Here is an 18,575-nt window from a genome sequence, read left to right as displayed (position 1 = left end):
CGAGGGCGATCCGACTCTAACTCGACCCGTCAAACGGTCAGCGCGTTCACGATCCGACCCTCGCCGCCGGGAGCGGGTGGCCACCCGCTCCCGGCGATCCGTTCTCGCCCATTCGGCAGAGAAAGTCATAAGACAAGCGCGTTCCGACCTGACGGAGTCAGGCCGGGCGCTCTAAGTTATTGTTCGTCCCATCACGTGGCTTTCCACCCGCAAGTGACGACATGCGACATTGTTCATCATGATCTGTCGTGCTTTGGCTGCGCGATCAGCTTTCCATGAATTCCTCGACCAATGCGTCGACCGCAACCAGACCTTCGGCATCCGCGATCAGCGGGTTCATGTCGAGGGATCGAATGCGGCGATCCTGCATGATCGCGCCGGCTGCCATGACTGCATCGACGACACTGCCCCGATCGATCCGGATGCGCCCGCGGATTGCTTCAAACATCGGCGCAAGGCGCAGTTTCGCGAGATGCGCAGCGACCTCTTCGCGGGTGAAGGGGGGCAGCAGGAGGATGTTGTCGGGCATGGCCTCGACGAGCTCACCGCCGTCGCCAACCATCACGACGGGGCCGAAATGCGGGTCGATATGGCCACCGATAACGAGTTCACGCTCGCCACGTACCATTTCCCCGATCAGGATCCCGGAGATATCCCAGCCGCCGGCTTTCACCCGGGCTGCAATATCGTCATAGGCGCGCGCGACATCCTCCTCGGTGGAGAGATGTGTCCGGACCAGACCATGATCGCTCTTGTGGGGGATTTCGGCCGAGCAGGCCTTGAGCACGACGGCTCCGCCGTTGCTGCGCAAGAACGCGAGCGCCTCCTCCAGGCTCGAGCACAGCCGTCTGCGCATGCAGGTGATGCCGTATTCCTGCAGGATCGCGAGGGAGCGGCTTTCGTCCAGGACGCGGGACGCGCGATCGGCGAGCGTTATCGGCGCGTAAGCGTCACGCGATCTTGCAACCGCGATCTGCTCATGGTGGCGCGCGAACCGGCCAAGCGCCGTAATCGCCTGCTCGTCGGTCGGGAAACAGGGTATGCCCAGTTCGGTGAATGCAGCGCGCACCTTCGGCTGCGGGATCGCCGCCACGAGGGGTATCTTGAACCGATCGACGAAATCGCGCGCATCCCGAGCGAAACGCGGATAATCATAACCCTCGCCGCTCACCGGAATACCGACGATCAGGGCGTCGACGGCTTCGTCCGCACCGAGCGCCGGCAGCACCTGGCTGAACAGGCCGCTATTGCTCAACAGCGCTGCGGTGATATCGATGGGGTTCACGGTTGCGGCGAATTCGGGAAGGATCTCGCGAAGTTTCGCAACCGTCGCATCACCCAGCCGCGCAAGCTGGAATCCCTCCCGCTCCGCAGCATCCGCCGAGAGGACGCAGGTCGCTCCCGAATTGCTGACGATCGCCAGATTGCGCCCGCGCGGCGCCGCGGCCTTCAGATAGAGTTCGGCGCAATCCACCAGGTCCGCCGTTCCCGTGGCACGCCAGATCCCGATCTTCTCGAAGAACGTGTCCACCAGACGGTCGGAGGTGGCGATCGCGCCGGTATGGGATGCGGCGGCGCGGCGCCCGTCATCCGAGCGCCCCGATTTCACGCCGATCAGGCGCACGCCGCGCTCATGCGCGAGACGTGCTGCCTCGGCCAGATTCGCGGGATCGGAAAGGCTTTCGAGATAGAGCAGGACGAGCCTGATATCGGGGTCCTGAACAACGGAAATCGCAAGCTCCGAAACGGTGACATCCACGTCGTTACCGGTCGAATGGACATGGCGCACACCGATCCCGCGCTCGCGCAGCAGGCCGTAGGGAACGACGCTCATGGCGCCGCTCTGGCTGATGCAGGCCACCGGGCCGTCGGCGGGCGCAGCCTCCAGGAACATCGTCGCGAAGGACAAGACCGCACCATTGCCGAAATTCGCGACCCCGAGGCTGTTGGGCCCTACGAGACGCATGCCGGCCTCCCGCGCGATGGCGCGCATCTCCTGTTCGAGCGCCTTGCCGGCAGCGCCGGTTTCGCCGAATCCGCTGGCCATGATCACCGCTGCGCCCACCCCCAGTTCGGCGCAGGCCGCCACAGCGTCCTTCACCGCAGCGCCGGCCACGGCGATGATCGCGGCATCCGGTATCTGTGGCAGATCGAAAACCGACTTGTAGGCTTTGAGCCCCTGCACTTCCGTGCGGGCGGGGTTGATCGGATAGATCTCGCCCTGAAAGCCGAACATGCGCATGAAGCGGATGGGGCGTCCGCCGATCTTGTTGGGATTGTCCGAGGCGCCGATGATCGCGACGGAGGCGGGGTTGAGCAGGCGGTCAATCGTCATCGGTCTTCATCTCCGGTCGACGTGAATTGCAGCAGATGGGCGTCGCCGCGTTCCGCAAACGACAGCGCCACGCGGTCACCGACAGCGAGGCCGGGCGCACAATTGCCCATGACACGCACGCCCTCATCGAGATCGATGAGGCAGATCCCGTACGGCACGAGTGCGCGATATTCCGGACTCGGGGCGATATGAGCCACGGTGATCGCAGCGACGACACCCCGCCCTCCGGCGCTCACCGATACCGGATCCGGGGCGCCGCAACGCGGGCAGAAATCACGCGCGAACGCTTCCAGTGCCCCGCAGGAAGAACACCTGAAAAGACGCAACTCGCCTTTGCGGCAGCCCTCACGATAGCGATCCACGGCGGTGCCCATTCTCATTCTCCCTGCAAGAGCAAACTGACGTGGGACGAGAGCACACCGCCATCGGCGTGAACGAAGCCGCGTGATTTTCCGGCAAGCTGCCGGTCACCCGCCTTGCCGCCGAGCTGACGCGCGATCTCGGCGATATGCGCCAATCCCCCCGCGACGCCGGAATGGCCGAAGGAGAGCAGTCCGCCATGCGGGTTCAGCGGAAGGCTGCCCTCACGTCCATAGAGTCCGGCGCGCAGATCGGCGGCTGCTTTGCCGCGGCCCGAGAATCCGATCTCCTCGAGCAGGACGCAGAGCGTGATCGTGAAGGAATCGTAGATCCCCAGAATATCCACCTGATCCGGTCTGATCCCGGCCTGCGCGAAGGCCCGCTGCGCGGCGTGGCGCGCGCCGTAATCCGACACATCCGTCGCAGCGCTGATATGCTGGTGCTGATGCGCCTGCCCTGTCCCGGCGATACGCACAGCGCCCTCCCCAGCTACCTTGCCGATGATCAGCGCCACGGCGCCGTCGGAGATCGGGCAGCAATCGAGGAGCTTCAGGGGCGTCGCGATCGCCCGTGATGCGAGCACGTCCGCGACCGTCACCGGCTTCGTCAGATGCGCGTCGGGATGCGTGGCGGCATTGTTGCGCATGAGCACGGCGAACTCCGCCAGGTCTTCCTCTGAGACGCCGTAGGCGGCCATGTATTGTGACGCAAGCAAGGCGTAATAGGCCGGAATGGTCGCGCCAAACGGGACTTCATGGAGTGCATGCCCGACCTGCGCGAGCGTCGAAATCGCCCCGTCACGCCCGCCAGGTGCGGTGAGCCGGTTCTCGCCGGCGACGACCAGAACACGCTCCGCCGTTCCCGATTCGACAAGTATCCTGGCGAGCATGACCAGCGCCGCACCGGTCGCGCCACCGACCTGTACGCCGTGGCAGTAATGCGGTTTGACCCCGAAATGCTCCGCAAAGAGCGTCGCGAGCATCAAGTGCGGCAATGCGGTCGAATAGCCGGTCAGGACCGCATCGATCGCCGGGCGCGCGACCCCCGCATCCCGCATAGCTGCCTCGGCAGCCTCGCTCATCAGGGACAACGTATCCGTACCCTCGAGCCGTCCGAATCTGGTGTTGCCGATGCCCTGGATGAAGGCTGCGGGTCTTGCATCTGCCATACCGAAATTTCCCTTCGGATGAGGTCACGTCTCGATTGAGGCGATCGGGCAAGTGCTTTGCGGGCAAAGCCTCGAGGCCCAGCGCGGGATTTCGCCGGTTGTCAGGTGCGCGCTTTCTCGAAAGCCGCCCACGCCTTCTCGAATGCGGCAAAATCGAAATTCGCAGCGCGCGCCGGGCCGAGGACGATTTCCTCGGTTGCCTGCATCTTCGCGATAGCCTTCGGCAGTTCCGACAGCACATCGTCGGGAATGACAAGTGCGCCATGGCGGTCGGCGTGGATGAGTTCCCCCGGGTGAATCGTCAATCCGAAGACCGTCACCGGGATTGCGATCTCGCGAACGTGGACGAAGGCATGGCTCGGGCCCACGGAGCCGGCAATGACGGGAAAGCCGTCCGGCAGCGCGTCGAGATCGCGCATCACGCCGTTGGTCAATGCGCCACCGATGCCGAATCCCTTGTGGACCGTCGTATTGACCTCGCCCCAGAAAGCACCGACACATGCGGGATAATCGACATCCTCGACCACTGCGATACCCGGCCTCGGCGCGTCGGCCATCATCTTGTAGTATGCCATCCGGCGTTCCCTGATGACCCCCGGATCCTCGGTGGAAAGCGCGCGTGCCGCGATTCTCGCGGTGATCGCGTAGCCGACGATCGGAGCCGCATTCGCGCGGGACGACAGAACCGTCCCCCGCGTATAGCGGTCAAATCCCCGTTTGCCCTGAACGACTTCGATCGCGTTACAGATTGACGGTGTATCGACGATCTTCAATGCCGTCATGAGTTCCTGCTGCATTGCCCTGTTCCCTGCTGCCGTTCCGGGGGCTGCCGGCGCAGCGCGCCGGTCCCCGGTGGTCGATTCATCGAGAAGCATCACCGGCGGTCGAGCGCCTGATGACGAGATCGTTCTTGATCTTTACTTTTGAGACTTCCGCCACCTCCGCGATCTGCGCGGTCAGAATCGCCACCGTCTTGTCGACCATCACCTCGATCGGCTGTCGAACACTGGTCAATTCGTAGCTCTTCCAGGATGCGATCGGCACATCGTCATATCCGGCAACGGCGACATCTTCAGGAATGCGCAGCCCCACGTCGAACCGGATGTAATCCATTACCGCAAAAGCCATGTAGTCACTCCCGACGAATATCGCGTCGGGCCGCGTCTTTTCCCGAAAGAGCGTGCGCGCCGCCGCAACGGCCTTGTCGCGCGCATAATCGCCACAGAGGACCGCGAGCGGCGCAAGCCCGCACGCTTCGAGGCCGGCAAGAAACCCGGCGGTCCGGTCGACACCGGTCGAGGCACCCTGCCAGCCGGCGATATGCGCGATCCGGGAGCGCCCGGTTGCAGCAAGATGCCGTGCGACGTCATGAGCGCCGCTGTAATTGTCCGAGGTGACCTCGGATACTCTTCGCCCCTGCTGACTCCGGTTGAGCATCACGATCGGAATTCCCGCGGCTTCACAGCGCCGGGTTATCTTGTCGTCGAGTGAAACCGAAGCCGTGACGATCGCATCGACTTGATAATCCAGGAACTCGTCGACAATGGAACTGACCTTGGACATCGGCTTTTCGGCGAGAAAAACCAGAATGTGCAGCCCCTTCTCCTGCAAGCGCCGCGACAGCGTCTCGACGAGGATCGAATAGAACGGGCTTTCCAGATAGGACACGACCAGGCCGATGATCTTCGTCTGCCCGGTATTGAAGCTGCGGGCGATGATGTTGGGGCGGTATCCGAGCTCCGCCGCGGCCTCGCGCACGCGGGCAGCGGTCGTTTCAGACACGGATGAACCTTCCCGAAAGGTGCGGCTGACCGCCGACTGGCTCACACCGGCCAATCTGGCGACGTCAATCGATGTAGCGCGTTTTCCGTTCGACATGCTCTCAGGTCCGGGCTCGTTCAGAGATCCCGCGTTTCTGGCAGATGTGCCGGATCGAGACCACACATCACTCATCGCGCGGGCTCACATTCCGACTCCGACCCTTGTCTCGCGCCATTTGAAGCAGCGCGAGAGCAATCGGCACGACAATGAGCGCAGCCGTCGCAATCAGCAGCGTCAGGCTGACAGGGCGCGTGATGAAGACGTCATAGTCACCGCGCGACAAGACAAGGGCACGCCGGAAGTTCTCCTCCAGCATCGGTCCGAGGATGAAACCGAGCATCAGGGGAGCCGGCTGGAAACCCAGCTTGAAGAGAAACCAGCCAAGCGCCCCGATCGCAGCGACGACGTAGACGTCGAACGGGTTCATGCTCGCGCTCAGAGCGCCGAATGCGATGAAGATCATGATCGCGGGGAACAGGTAGAGCCGCGGGATCGACAGCACCTTGATCCAGATCCCGATCAGCGGAATGTTCAGGATGACCAGAAAGATATTGCCCACCACGAAGCTCATCACCAGGCCCCAGAAAAGCCCCGGCTGCTGCTCGATGAGCAGTGGCCCGGGCGCGATCCCGTGGATGATGAGGGCGCCCAGCATCAGGGCCATGACGGCATCGCCGGGGATCCCGAGTGTCAGCGTCGGGATGAAAGCCGTCTGAATGGCGGAGTTATTGGCCGATTCCGATGCCGACATCCCCTCGAGAGCCCCATGTCCGAACTTCTCGGGGTGCGGCGAAATGCGTTTCTCCACCGCATAGGAGCTGAAGGATGCGATCGTACCGCCCACACCGGGCAACGCGCCGAAGAAGCCGCCGATCCCCGCGCCACGCAGCATCGGCGCCCCAGTCGACCTCATCTCCCTGCGCGTCGGAATCATCGAGCGCCACGTCACCGTGGGCAGTCCCCCCTGCCCGCCCTTCCCGGCTGACGCATTGATTACCTCGGTAATGCCGAACAGGCCCATTGCGATCGCCACGAGGCTGATGCCGTCGAGAAGCGCCGCGTGACCGAAGGCGAAGCGCGTGATGCCGGTATGCACATCGGTCCCGATGGTGCCGAGCAAGAGGCCGATCACCACCATCACGATACCCTTCACGCGCGAACCGGTCGACATTGTGCCGGCGGCGGTCAGCGCCAGAGCCATCATCATGACGTAATCGGCCGGCCCGAGCATCAGACCCAGTTGGGAAATACCGGGTGCCAGGGCAGCCAGGAGCACGAAACCGATCATCGAGCCGACGAACGAAGCGATCGTCGTGATGAAGAGGGCGAGCCCGCCTTTCCCCTGCTGCGAGAGTGGATACCCGTCGAGGCAGGCGACGGCGGCGGAGGGAACGCCCGGCAGGTTCAGCAGGATCGCCGCCGTCGAGCCGCCATAGACCGTTCCGTAATAGACACCGGCCAGCATCACCAGCGAGGCCGTCGAATCGATATAATACGTCACCGGCAGCAGCAGCGATATCGCCGCGAGAGCGCCGAGACCTGGTATCACGCCGACGAAGGTTCCCAGCGTCACGCCGGCCAGGCAGTAGAACAGGTTCTCCAGCGTCAGCGCAGTCTGAAGACCAAGGGTCACATTATCGATCAGGTTCATAGCAGACGCCCGAAGAGCCGGAGGTTCATGCCGAGTGCGTACACGAAGATCGCTGCGGCGATCGCTGCGACCGCCACCGACAGGCTGAGTCTTTGAAGAAGCGTGGCGTCACGATGCGCAAAGGAGGCAACGAAAGCCGCGATGAAACTCGCGGGGATCACACCCGCCGGGTGGATCAGGAGCGCGATGAGCAGGACGCTCGCAATCGAGAAGACGAAGGCCCTCACTTCGGACCATGACAATGTCACGCCCCCCGCATCCTCATCATCAGGCAGAAAGAAGACCAGGATTCCCAAAAGGATAAGCAAAGCCGACAGCATCTGGGGGAAGAAACCCGGGCCGATCCGCGCGACCGTGCCGAAACCATAGCGCTGCGCATATAGAAGGACCGCAGCGCCGATACAGGCGACGACCACACCGGCCAGTCTGTTTTGTCTCAGGATCATGCGTGAACTCCACAATTCAGGGGAGCGGCGCGCTGGAGAATGCCCCCAGAACGAACTTCATCGAGATCCGCCGTGCCCATCAAGGCCATGTCCGTCAGGAGCTCCCGGCGGATAATGTCGATGACATGGTCGACCCCACGCTGTCCGGCGACGGCGGCGCCGTAGAGAAAGGCGCGCCCCGCGAAGACGAATTGCGCGCCGAGTGCGAGCGCCATGAGGACATGCGTGCCGCGCGTGATTCCGCCATCGAAGAAGACCGCGATCCGATCCCGAACCGCACTGACGACGGATTCGAGGGCCGCAAGGGTCGAGATCGCATAATCGAGTTGCCGCCCGCCATGGTTCGATACCACGATCGCGTCCATACCGATTGCGCATGCTTCAAGGGCATCCTGCGGATGCAGTATACCCTTGAGGATCAATTTGCCGCGCCATCTTTCGCGCAGCCATGACATGGTCTGCCAGGAAAGCCGGTCGCGACCGCCGCGAAAACCCTGCGGCGGATCTTCGGTGATCCGCGTCCCGATCTCTTCGTAGAGGTTTGCAAAACGCGGGATCCCGCGTGTGCGCAGGGTCGGCAGCAAGGTGCCCGCCATCCAGCGCGGATGCAACAGTCCGTCGAGCGCCAGCGAAGGCGTCATCCGGAACGGGATGTTGAAATCCCGTCGCTTGATATTCTCCCGATTGGCCGCCACCGGAACATCGACCGTCACGATCGGATTCGTGATGCCGCAGTTCTCGAGCCGCGTACAGATGCGATCAACGCGCTCCCTGTCATCGGGAAAATAGGCCTGATACCAGGCGCCAGGGACGTTTTCGACCAACTCCTCCATCGGGACGACCGACGAAGCGCTGATCACATAGGGCAAGGCGTTTTCGTGGAAAGCCTTCGCGATGTGCACGTCGCAATCATGGCGCATCATGCCGGCGAGACCGGTCGGGGCCATGCCGACGGGCAGGCTGTAGCGCGCGCCGAAGAGTTCCGTGGTCAACGAGGGCGCGGACACGTCGCGCAGGACGCGGGAGGTGAATGCAAAGTCGTGGAATGCCGATCTGTTGCGATCGCGGCTGAGCATGTCTTCCGTGCCGCCTTGGAGATACTCCCATACACAATGCGGGAGCAGCCGTCGCGCAGCCTTCTCATAATCGGAAACCGAGTACATCCGCGACATGACAGCGACTTTCTCAGACGATGACGTCTTGTTCGAGCAGAGCGCCGTCGAAGAAGCGCACGATATTTGTGGCGGCATGGACGGCCATGCGCCGGTTCGTGGTATCGGAAAGCGCGGCAACATGCGGCGTCAGCACGCTTCGACCATTGTCGGGCAATGCCGGGCGCCCCTGCAGCGGCTCCTCTTCGAACACATCCAGACCGACTGCGCCGACATGTCCGGATTCGAGAGCCCGCGCCAGTGCCTGCTCATCGACAAGACCGCCCCGGGCGGTGTTGATGATGATGACGCCCGGCTTGCAGGCAAACGGATCGACGAGATATCGCGTGGCGGCCATCAACGGCACATGCAACGAGACGATATCCGCTTGCGCGAGAGCCTCTGGCAGATCGCGCTCGCGCAAGCCGAATTCCGGCTCCGGCGCAACGGCAAGCCCCGGATCATGATACGCGACATCGCATTCGAACCCGGCAAGTCGCTGCATGACACCCTGCCCGATCTTGCCGGCGCCGATGACCAGAACCCGCTTGCCGGCGAGATCGGATATGAGCGGCAGATCGCCGTGCCATTTGCCCGCGCGCACGCTCGCATTCGCACCAACCAGCCCCTTCAGCGTCGCGAGTATCATTGCGACCGTGTGCTCTGCGACCGCGACGGCATTGGCGCCGTTGGTGATCGTCAGCCGGATCCCGCGATGGCGCAACGCATCGACAGCGACACTGTCATATCCGACACCGTGCCGGGAGACGATCTCCAGATCGGGGGCGTGCTCCAGATGATCCGATGTGAGGGGTCGATATTTGAGAATGGCCCCGGCTGCCTTTCGCAACTCCGTCGCGAACCTGTGCTCGTCATTCGATTCCACGACACGGACTTCGAAACGCGACTGCAGGATATCCAGCCCGCTCTGGTCTATCGGGCCGCAGACGACGATTTTCCGCACGGTGCGCTCCTGGCTGCATTTCGGGAACGGAACGGCCGGCACCGTCTGATGCCGGCCTTTTTTCCATCGAGCGTCCGTCAGTCGGAGCTCGCCGCGCGTTCCAGCAGCGGCCCGAAGACATCCTCGGCCGTTCCAAGCCGTTCGACGACGGCCTCGTGGTCCGTCACGTTCAGGAGAACACCCTGCTCGGCGAGCGCTGCGCGAAGCTCTTCATCCTGCCCGACCACTTCCATGGCCGACCGAAGGCGCTCGACGACGTCATCGGGCGTGCCGGCAGGGGTGACGAGTGTTTGCCAGAACACGGCCTCGAAGAAATCGAGATCCATCGCCTCTTCGACCGTCGGAAGTTCCGGCGCGGCGTCGAGCCGGTCCCGTGTCGTAACCGCAATGCCGACGGTGCTTTCGGCCTCGAGGAGCGGAAGCACTTCGAGCGTCGCAGCGAACATCATGTCGATGTTGCCGGCGAGCAGATCCTGGCGCGCAGGGGCGCCGCCCTGATAGTGAACGATGGCGAGATCGAGATCGCCAACGTCCACCCAGAATTCCGTGGCGAGATGGTTCACGGCGCCGATGCCCGATGTGCCGATGGCATAGGTGTCCGGATTCTCCTGAATCTTCGCGAGCAATTCATCCATGGTCGACACTTCGAGTGACGGATGGACGTGCAGGATGAACGCAGAGTCGATCCAGCCGGAAATGTAGGTGAAGTCATCGAGCGTATAATTCACTTCATCCTGGATGAGGTGATTCAGCGCCATGGATACTGCCGCAGCATAAATCGTGTAGCCATCCGGCTCCTGCTGCGCCACCCAGTTGCTCGCCACCGTCGTTCCCGCACCGGCGCGGTTCTCGATCACGACAGGCTGCCCGAGTTCTTCCGACAAACGCTCTCCGATCAATCGCCCGCTGGTATCGGTCAGGCCACCCGGCGAATAGGGGATGACCAGTGTCACAGGCTGTGTCGGATAATCCGTGGCCCATACCGCCGTGCTGGCGAGAAGAGCCGAGGCTCCGATTATGCTCGCGAAAATACGCATCATTTCCTCCCTTTTCGTTCGGCTTGCATGCCGACTGGGGAAAGGATTGACTACGTATGCAAACAAGTCAATTCCACAACGAAAGCGCTGTCTGGCGGATGTTGCGAGGCGGTGGAGCCGCGTCCCGCATCGGGTTCACACCACGCGTCGCAGCGCAGCATGCGCGGTTTCTGATCGTTCACAGGCGGTTTCGCTGCAACGATCGCTGCAATGCAAAGTGCAATCATGAGGTGGTTTGCGTAATATTATTTCAAATTTAACCGCATATGCGAATTCTCGGAATTGCGCATTGGGATCATTCACATATTTGGGTACGAAATTGCCTGAAAACGGCAAGAAACGCCTTCTTGTGCAGAGTTTCGGATGGTCTCTATCAGTTGATCTGCTTTCCCTGGGCAAGGATCACATCGAATCGTGTCGGGCAAAAATCGCTCTTTTACCGAGCTTTATCTGAAGGACCTTAACTCCGAATGACCACGTTCGGATTGTTTCGCATTGCTACGAAACATATCGTATCAGGATACGATCCGGGTCTTGTGACTGGAAAAAATCCGGTAGCGTTTTGCGCGTGTCCAATGCGTATCTGCCTTGGCGGTCTTTGTGTTTGTTTCGCATAGGCGGTTTGGGCGGATGCGCCTTGGCTTCTAATTGGTCGGATGCATGCTGCTCGCCTTGCATGATTGATATTGGAGACGATGCGATGAGGCCGACGATCCTGAGCTGCGCCGTGACGGGGACGTTTCCGACGCGCGCGCACAACGAGAATCTCCCCGTCACGCCGGAGGAAATCGCGGGCGCTTCCATCGACGCTGCGAGGGCCGGCGCCGCGATCTGCCATATCCACGTGCGCGATCCGCAGACGGGGCGCCCGAGCATGGCGCTTGAGTATTATCGCGAGGTCATGCGGCGGATCCGCGAGAGCGACGTCGATCTGATCGTCAACCTGACGACCGGACCGGGCGGGCGCTATGTGCCCGATCCGGAGGACCCGGCGAAGGCCGCGCCTGCCACCACGCTCACCAATGCCCGCATCCGCACCGAGCACGTGGTCGAGCTCAAGCCGGAAATGTGCACCCTCGATCTCAACACGATGTGGTTCGGCGGCGGCGCGGTGATCAACCACCCCGACAGCGTGCGCGAAATGGCCGGTCGGATCTATGCCGCAGGGGTGAAGCCGGAACTCGAGGTCTTCGATACCGGTGACATCAAGCTGGCAAAGGCGCTGATCGCCGACGGCACGCTGCGCCTGCCGGCCCTGTTCCAGCTGGTCATGGGCGTCGACTACGGCATGCCCGCGACGCCGCAGGCGCTGGCCTTCTTCCAGTCGATCCTGCCGCAGGAATGCGAATGGGCGGCCTTCGGTGCAAGCCGCATGGCCTATCCGATGCTCGCACAGGCCTTCCTGCTCGGCGGTCATTGCCGCATCGGCATGGAGGACACGGTCTATCTCTCACGCGGCGTCAAGACGCCCGACAATGCCGCGCTCGTCGAAAAATCCGTCAAGCTGATCGACCTGCTCGGCGGGCGCGTCGCGCGCGTCGCAGAGGCGCGCGATATCTTGAAGCTCCCCGGATGATGCCGGGAATTTGCTGCGCTTGATCGCGCGAATGGTCTCTCGGTGCAGGCTCGGCGCCGGAGTGCCAGGTGGACTTTCTGATCGAACAGGGTCATTCGAAAGCGCTTGAAGGCCGCTTTCGCATGATCACAGCCATGGTTTAACGGCTCGATGGCGATCTTGCGTTCCGACAAATCAGCCAATGCATTCATTCTCGCACAGATTCTGATCACAGGGTTCGGGTTTGGCGCTTCTTGACAAGACAGGCGCGTCCGATGCGCCCCCAGACCCATGGATGACAATGGTGGGCAGATTGCCCCGCCGCAATGCGAAGGTTTTCCCGATCACAAGCACCGTTCGGGGCAAATACCCGTTGATCCGCTGGACTCTTTGAGCGATCTTGCGGCCAGGCTTCAGGACATTCGGGCCATCTTGGCCCAATCAATGGGACTAAGCAATGTTCATTAAGACACGCCGGCTTGCCCACTTCTTATGGCAAGCAACAATAGGACGATCCGGTTTTTTATTTCATGGAAACGACGAGCTATTCAAATCCCTGGCCAAGGATGCAAACGTTTACGGCGAGTATGGCGTTGGGAAATCAACGGTGTGGATTGTCAACAACACTTCCGCGAAAGTAATTGCTGTTGACACTTCAGAAAAATGGATTAATAAAGTAACAAAAAGAACTAAGCGGAGAAAAAATATTTATATACATCACTCTGATCTAGGCGATATCGGCTTCATGGGGCGACCTAAGAACTATTCAAGGCGCAATTTTTTTCCCGATTATACAAATTATCTTTGGGATCAAGAAGAAAAACCTGATCTTATACTGATTGATGGTAGATTCAGAGTCTGTTGCTTCCTGACAAGCCTGAAATTTGCTGAGGAAGGCGCAAAAATCATATTCGATGATTATGTGAATCGACCCCACTATCACGTTGTTGAAAGGTATGTTGCGCGCACTGAAGAATGTGGAAGGCAAGCATTATTTGTTGTACCGCCAAAAGAATGTATTGACCTGCAGGAACTGGATAAGGACATAAATGATTTTCGCAATGTAATGGATTGATATCTGACAACATTCACAGGCAAATCTTGCCCCCAGGCGCACCCGCTCGGTGCCAAGCGGCATCAGACCGCATGGTCAAACTTCTGATCAAACGGAATCAGCCGATACCAGCGCTCATTTCCGCACGCGCCGTGATGCCTGACCTTGTCCACAAGACGCGGCGCTGATGCAACGCGTACCTTCGGAAATTTTCCTGAATATCCCGGTAGAGAGTGCATGCCCTGCTTGCGCGAAACGACGAGACGGTCGCCGGACAGGATTTGCGCGGAATCAGGACATCTGCAGATAGTGTTCATGGCCGACCTCGACCAGGGGGTGAACGACCGGAGGCTCTCCGACCGGGCGGACCGGGCTGGGGATCTCGGAATGATCAAGCGTACGCTGACGTTGCTGCGTGGGGTCTGCGACCGGGACGGAGTCGAGCAGACGTCTGGTATAGGCATGTGCAGGGTTGCGGAACACCGCTTCACGCGGACCGATTTCGACGATCTGGCCGAGATACATGACTGCGACGCGATGACTGATGCGCTCGACGACAGCCATGTCGTGACTGATGAAAATCAGCGCAATACCGAGTTCGGCCTGAAGCTCGAGAAGCAGGTTCACCACCTGCGCCTGAATCGAGACGTCGAGCGCGGAGACCGCCTCATCCGCGACGATGATGCGCGGGTTCAGCATCAGGGCCCGCGCAATCGCGATGCGCTGGCGCTGGCCGCCTGAAAACTCGTGCGGATAGCGTCGCCGGCTGCTGCGTGGCAGGCCCACCCGGTCGAGAAGCACATCGATGCGCGCCGAGCGTTCCGCCGGCTTCAGCTTCATCAACTGACGATGGATCATCAGGGGTTCCAGCAGGATGTCCTCGACCGTCATGCGCGGATTCAGCGAGGCATAGGGATCCTGAAAGATCATCTGAATGCGGCTGCGAAAAGGAAGCATGAGGCGTGGGGTCAGAGCCGTAATATTCTGCCCTTCGATGATGATGTCTCCCGCCGTCGGTTCGACCAGCTTCATGATGGATCGTCCGCATGTGGACTTGCCGCAGCCGGATTCTCCGACGAGAGCCAGCGTTTCGCCTTCATGCAGGGAGAAACTGACGTCTTCGACGGCGTGAACCATGCCGGTGATGTGCCGCAGGATTCCCTTGCGCACCGGAAATCGCGTCGTCAGCTTGTGCACCTCGAGCACCCGGGTGCGGCGCTTGTTGTGGGTGGCGGCCGGGAGCGCCCCAACCGGGCGCGCGATGCTCTTCGCATTCCCGGGATCGAGCACGGCGAAGGGCTCGGGTGCCGGTTTTCCGGCCATGCTGCCCAGCCGCGGGATCGCCGAAAGCAAGGCTCGGGTATAGCTGTGGCGTGGCGCGGCAAACACCTCTTGCGTCGGGCCGTCCTCGACCTTGCGTCCGTGATACATGACGACCACACGGTCTGCGACCTCCGCGACGACGCCCATATCGTGGGTGATGAAGAGCACGGCCATGCCGATTTCGGCCTGCAGGGATTTGATCAGCTGCAGGATCTGCGCCTGAATCGTGACATCCAGAGCCGTGGTCGGCTCGTCTGCGATCAGCAAGGCGGGGCGACAGGCGAGCGCGATGGCGATCATCACACGCTGGCGCATGCCGCCCGACAGCTCATGCGGGAACTGCGCAAGACGCTTTTCCGCTTCGGGAATCCGAACGAGCTTCAACGTCTTCAGCGCAATGCGCCGCGCTTCCTTCTCACCGACGCCCTGATGAAGCCGGATCACCTCGGTGATCTGCTTCCCGATGCTGAGAACGGGATTGAGTGATGTCATCGGTTCCTGGAAAATCATGGAGACCATGTTGCCGCGAAGACGGCGCATCTGCGACTCGGGCAGGCCGACGAGATCGAGCGTCTGCCCGTCCACGCGCAGCCGCACCTCACCCTTGCGCATCTCGCCGCCCATGAAATCGATCAGCCGCATGATCGAGCGGGCGGTGACGGACTTGCCCGATCCGGATTCCCCGACCAGCGCCACCGTCTCTCCGGGCCTGATCTGGAAGGATACGTCATCGACGGCGACGACATCGCCGTCGACACTGGGGAACACGGTCGTAAGGCTGCGAACATCGAGCAGGGGTTCGTTCCCGATCTTGCGGTCCACATGGTTCATCGCTTGGTCTCCAATGTCATACGGGCCATAAGCACGGGGTTGCGGCGCCGTCGATTGCCGTGAACGGTCGCAGCAAGGAGTATGCCAGGATGCGCGCGTACCGGTCGCGGCGCGTCTTGCCGCTCGACAGCCACCGTCTGGAGGATCAACATGGTGACGGGTAAAGCAGGGGTTTTCTCGACGGAATTGACGACGAGGGCGCTCGAGACGTTCCTGACGGTCTGCGAGACCGGGACCATGAGCGCAGCCGCAGGCGCCCTCGGCATCAGCCAGGCGGCGGTTTCGCAACAGACGGCGCGCATCGAGCGGATTCTCGATGTGCGCCTGTTCGAGCGGACCGGTGCCGTGCTGATCCTGACGCCGGCCGGCCTGCAACTGCGCTATCACGCGATCCGAATCCTGGAAGCCGCCCATCAGGCAGAAGTCGCGATGCTGCGCTATCAGGGGGTGCTGGTACCGCGCATCAGCATCGGATTGATGGAGACGATGGCCGACGTGCTGGAACTGCCGATCATCGAGACGCTCAAGCCACTGGCCGAGCAGATCACGATCGCCGCATCACCGCAGCCCAAATTCGAAGAAGCCTTGCTGGATGGGCGCCACGATATCGTCGTGCTCGCGCAGGACGGCATGGTCGAGGGAATGCGATGGTTCGAACTGGTGACGGAGCCGGGCGTCCTCCTCGCACCCAAGGGCTTCTTTCGCGGCGAAGTGGAGATCGAAGCACTGGCCGAGAGGCTGCCCATGGTGCGCTTCAGTTCCCAGCGCAGGCTGGCGCGTCTGATCGACACTTACCTGCGGCGTATCACGCTGGGTGTCCCCCGGCGTTTCGAGTTCGACCGGGTATCGATGATCGCGCATACGGTGGCGGCGGGCGATGCCTGGGCGATCACGACGCCCTACGGCCTGCTGCAGGCCGGTGACAACCTCGAGCGGATCGACGTTCATCCCCTGCCCGCGCCGGGGCTGAGCCGGACGATCGTTCTTGGTGCGCGCGGCGCGGAACTCCTGAACATTCCCGACAAACTCGCACAGCAGTGCCGACTGGCCTTGCGCCGCGCCCGTGACACCCGGATCTCCCGCTTCGCCCCGAGGACTGTCCAGGATATTCGAATTCCCGGAAGCTGACGCTCACCGGAGCAAAACGGGGCGAAACCATGGGCAGGGGGCATAATATAAACTTATGACAAAACTCAAGTTATTGTATCATCTAACTTAATAGTTTTCCCGGCGCCTTTGTGAAGGCGATCTTCATGCCCATGAAGTGATCAGGCCGTCAGGCCTGCGCCGGCGCCAGCGAGCCGGTGGACGCGATGTCGTGCCGTTTGTCGTAGCCGACCGGTAGATCGTAGGGTCATCACGCCGCAAACGCATAAAAATAATCAATTAAAACAATGAGATAAAATAAATTAAGATAAGTTGGCATGGCTTGTGCAACGCACCAATCGAGCGCGCTACCTTCCACAGCCCAACCTTATTCCGCAGTGGGCGGGCGAGACGGCAGGCAGCAGGAACAGATGCAAACCACAGGAGCTTCTATAATGCCAGCTAAACGCAGCTTCGCAATCGCCCGCAGCCTCGGGGCCACAGCCATGCTCGGGGCAGCCGTAGGTCTTGCCGGGCCGGTCACCGCCAGCGACGACGATACGCCCACGCGTGTGACCGTCGCCGTGACCGAGACGATCGCGGGCCACAACCCCCATGCCGACAGCGTCTCGCTGATGAACGGCATCTGGTGCAAGGTCTATGGTTGCCTGGTCACCTATGATTTCGAGACCGGCACGTTCGATTCCTACATGCTGGAAAGCTGGGGTCTCAAGGATCCCGAGGAGCCGACCGTCTGGGCTCTCGAGATCAAGGACGGTCTCATGCGCCACAACGGCGAGCAGCTGGTGGCCGCCGATATTGCCCATTCCATCGACCGCATTGCCAACGATCCGAACTCGCGACAGACGCAGAATGTGCGCCAGGTGGTCGAAGTACGGGTCATCGACGAGCTCAATCTGGAAGTCGTCACGGACCAGCCCATGGTGACGCTGCCGACATTCATGCAGAACTGGATCGTTACCTCCAAAGCGCTCTACGACGAATACGGACCTGAAGTCGCTGACCGCGAGCATCCGCACGGTATTGGACCGTATCGGCTCGTGGATCTCAGCATCGGAAATCATCTCGTCCTGGAGAAGGTCCCCGATCATCCGCGTGCGCATCCCGATAACCCCGACGAGGTTATGCTGCGCATCATGCCCGAGCCGGAGCAGCGGGTGACGGCCCTGATGAACGGTGAAGTGCAAGTTGCCCAGTTCATACCGCCACAGCTGGTTCAGCGGGTCGATCAGGCGTCGCACCTGGATATCGCCTGGGTTGATGCCATGGAAATCATGTTCCTCGCCATGAACCCCGAGACCCCGCCCTGGGATGATGTTCGCGCCCGGCAGGCGGTCGCTCATGCCATCAATCGCGATGCGCTGGTGCGGGCCCTTCTGGGCGGACAGGCGACGATCCTGAACGGGCCTGCCGGCCCCGGTGTCGTCGGTTACGACCCCGACATGCCCACTTTCTACGAATACGCTCCCGAGAAGGCGCGTTCCTTGCTCGAAGAAGCCGGGCTGGTCGGCGTCGAGGTGGATTATTACGCGACGGTGGGTCGCTACATCGCGGATCGCCAGATCAGCGAAGCCATCGTGCCCATGCTGGAGGAAGTGGGCTTCAAGGTAAACTTCAATACGCCGGAATGGTCTACGCTCTGGTCGGATGTGCAGGATGGTGGCGTGCCGTTCTATTACATGGGTCGCGGCAGTGTCGTGGATCCGTCCGCCGCCCTGTCACAGTATTTCGAGACCGGCGCATCGCCGCGCATCGCCTATTCGAATCCCGAG

General features: G+C 61.4%; 15 protein-coding genes. 4 read left to right on the top strand and 11 right to left on the bottom strand.

Annotated features, from left to right (window positions below; translation table 11 throughout):
• Positions 1-265: 265 nt before the first annotated feature.
• The 10 genes from VKP01_RS00465 to VKP01_RS00420 form a co-directional block, all read right to left on the bottom strand.
• Positions 266-2,335 carry an acetate--CoA ligase family protein gene (locus VKP01_RS00465; protein WP_324409677.1) on the bottom strand — a complete coding sequence of 690 codons (2,070 nt, stop codon included), beginning with the start codon at positions 2,333-2,335 and terminating at the stop codon, positions 266-268.
• Positions 2,332-2,709, bottom strand: a complete 378-nt coding sequence (locus tag VKP01_RS00460; RefSeq protein ID WP_324409676.1) for a Zn-ribbon domain-containing OB-fold protein — start codon at positions 2,707-2,709, stop codon at positions 2,332-2,334. The genes VKP01_RS00465 and VKP01_RS00460 overlap by 4 nt, the downstream gene beginning before the upstream one ends.
• Before the next feature lie 2 nt (positions 2,710-2,711).
• Entirely contained in the window at positions 2,712-3,863 is a 1,152-nt protein-coding gene (locus VKP01_RS00455) for a thiolase family protein (RefSeq protein WP_324409675.1), read from the bottom strand.
• Positions 3,864-3,964: 101 nt separating this feature from the next.
• Positions 3,965-4,660: an RraA family protein gene (locus VKP01_RS00450; RefSeq protein ID WP_324409674.1), complete on the bottom strand. Its 696-nt coding sequence runs from the start codon at positions 4,658-4,660 to the stop codon at positions 3,965-3,967.
• 64 nt (positions 4,661-4,724) lie between these two features.
• The gene (locus VKP01_RS00445; protein ID WP_324409673.1) at positions 4,725-5,816 is read right to left on the bottom strand and encodes a LacI family DNA-binding transcriptional regulator; all 1,092 of its coding nucleotides are present in this window, start codon (positions 5,814-5,816) and stop codon (positions 4,725-4,727) included.
• Positions 5,809-7,335: a tripartite tricarboxylate transporter permease gene (locus VKP01_RS00440; protein ID WP_324409672.1), complete on the bottom strand. Its 1,527-nt coding sequence runs from the start codon at positions 7,333-7,335 to the stop codon at positions 5,809-5,811. The genes VKP01_RS00445 and VKP01_RS00440 overlap by 8 nt, the downstream gene beginning before the upstream one ends.
• Positions 7,332-7,781 carry a tripartite tricarboxylate transporter TctB family protein gene (locus VKP01_RS00435; protein WP_324409671.1) on the bottom strand — a complete coding sequence of 150 codons (450 nt, stop codon included), beginning with the start codon at positions 7,779-7,781 and terminating at the stop codon, positions 7,332-7,334. Before VKP01_RS00435 ends, VKP01_RS00440 begins: the two co-directional genes overlap by 4 nt.
• Positions 7,778-8,944 (bottom strand): alpha-hydroxy acid oxidase, encoded by a 1,167-nt coding sequence (locus VKP01_RS00430; protein WP_324409678.1) that lies wholly within the window; start codon positions 8,942-8,944, stop codon positions 7,778-7,780. Before VKP01_RS00430 ends, VKP01_RS00435 begins: the two co-directional genes overlap by 4 nt.
• 22 nt (positions 8,945-8,966) lie before the next feature.
• The gene (locus VKP01_RS00425) at positions 8,967-9,896 is read right to left on the bottom strand and encodes an NAD(P)-dependent oxidoreductase (RefSeq protein ID WP_324409670.1); all 930 of its coding nucleotides are present in this window, start codon (positions 9,894-9,896) and stop codon (positions 8,967-8,969) included.
• Positions 9,897-9,973: 77 nt separating this feature from the next.
• A complete protein-coding gene (locus VKP01_RS00420; RefSeq protein ID WP_324409669.1) occupies positions 9,974-10,936 on the bottom strand; it encodes a tripartite tricarboxylate transporter substrate binding protein in 963 nt (320 codons plus the stop codon).
• Between the two features lie 697 nt (positions 10,937-11,633).
• Here VKP01_RS00420 and VKP01_RS00415 point away from each other — a divergent pair.
• Together VKP01_RS00415 and VKP01_RS00410 are read left to right on the top strand one after the other, a co-directional pair.
• Positions 11,634-12,509, top strand: coding sequence for a 3-keto-5-aminohexanoate cleavage protein (locus VKP01_RS00415; protein WP_324409668.1), 876 nt, complete (start codon positions 11,634-11,636; stop codon positions 12,507-12,509).
• A gap of 436 nt (positions 12,510-12,945) precedes the next feature.
• Positions 12,946-13,563, top strand: a complete 618-nt coding sequence (locus tag VKP01_RS00410) for a hypothetical protein (protein WP_324409667.1) — start codon at positions 12,946-12,948, stop codon at positions 13,561-13,563.
• 270 nt (positions 13,564-13,833) lie between these two features.
• Here the strand turns inward: VKP01_RS00410 and VKP01_RS00405 are convergent, their stop codons facing one another.
• On the bottom strand, positions 13,834-15,696 hold the full coding sequence (locus tag VKP01_RS00405; RefSeq protein ID WP_324409666.1) for an ABC transporter ATP-binding protein: 1,863 nt from the start codon (positions 15,694-15,696) through the stop codon (positions 13,834-13,836).
• A 150-nt stretch (positions 15,697-15,846) separates the two neighbouring features.
• On the opposite strand from VKP01_RS00405, the gene VKP01_RS00400 reads away from it, so the two are divergent.
• Together VKP01_RS00400 and VKP01_RS00395 are read left to right on the top strand one after the other, a co-directional pair.
• The gene (locus VKP01_RS00400) at positions 15,847-16,824 is read left to right on the top strand and encodes a LysR family transcriptional regulator (protein ID WP_324409665.1); all 978 of its coding nucleotides are present in this window, start codon (positions 15,847-15,849) and stop codon (positions 16,822-16,824) included.
• A gap of 413 nt (positions 16,825-17,237) precedes the next feature.
• Positions 17,238-18,575, top strand: a 1,338-nt coding sequence (locus tag VKP01_RS00395) for an ABC transporter substrate-binding protein (RefSeq protein WP_324409664.1), incomplete at its 3' end; no start/stop codon positions are given.

The organism is Saliniramus sp., from assembly GCF_035311605.1.
Lineage (GTDB): Bacteria > Pseudomonadota > Alphaproteobacteria > Rhizobiales > Beijerinckiaceae > Saliniramus.
This window is presented reverse-complemented; position numbering and strand designations above follow the sequence as displayed.